The sequence below is a fragment of the Citrobacter sp. TBCS-14 genome, assembly GCF_005280805.1.
Lineage (GTDB): Bacteria > Pseudomonadota > Gammaproteobacteria > Enterobacterales > Enterobacteriaceae > Citrobacter > Citrobacter gillenii.
Window position 1 is genome coordinate 1 of the sequence record NZ_SZWM01000536.1, and the last position, 275, is coordinate 275.

The 275-nt window shown below is 54.5% G+C and carries 1 pseudogene; it reads left to right on the top strand.

Going from position 1 to position 275, the window contains the following annotated elements:
• Window positions 1-275: pseudogene (locus tag FDX22_RS19740) on the top strand (ribonucleotide-diphosphate reductase subunit alpha); the annotation flags it as partial.

The window sequence follows — 275 nt, forward strand, 5'->3', positions numbered from 1 at the left end:
CATTCTTCGCCGATCAGGACGAGTTTGAACGCCTGTACACAAAATATGAAAACGACGACAGCATCCGCAAACAGCGCGTGAAAGCGGTTGAGCTGTTCTCACTGATGATGCAGGAACGTGCCTCTACCGGCCGTATTTACATTCAGAACGTGGACCACTGCAATACCCACAGCCCGTTCGATCCGGTTGTCGCGCCAGTGCGCCAGTCCAACCTGTGCCTGGAAATCGCCCTGCCGACCAAACCGCTGACCGACGTTAACGACGAAAACGGTGAA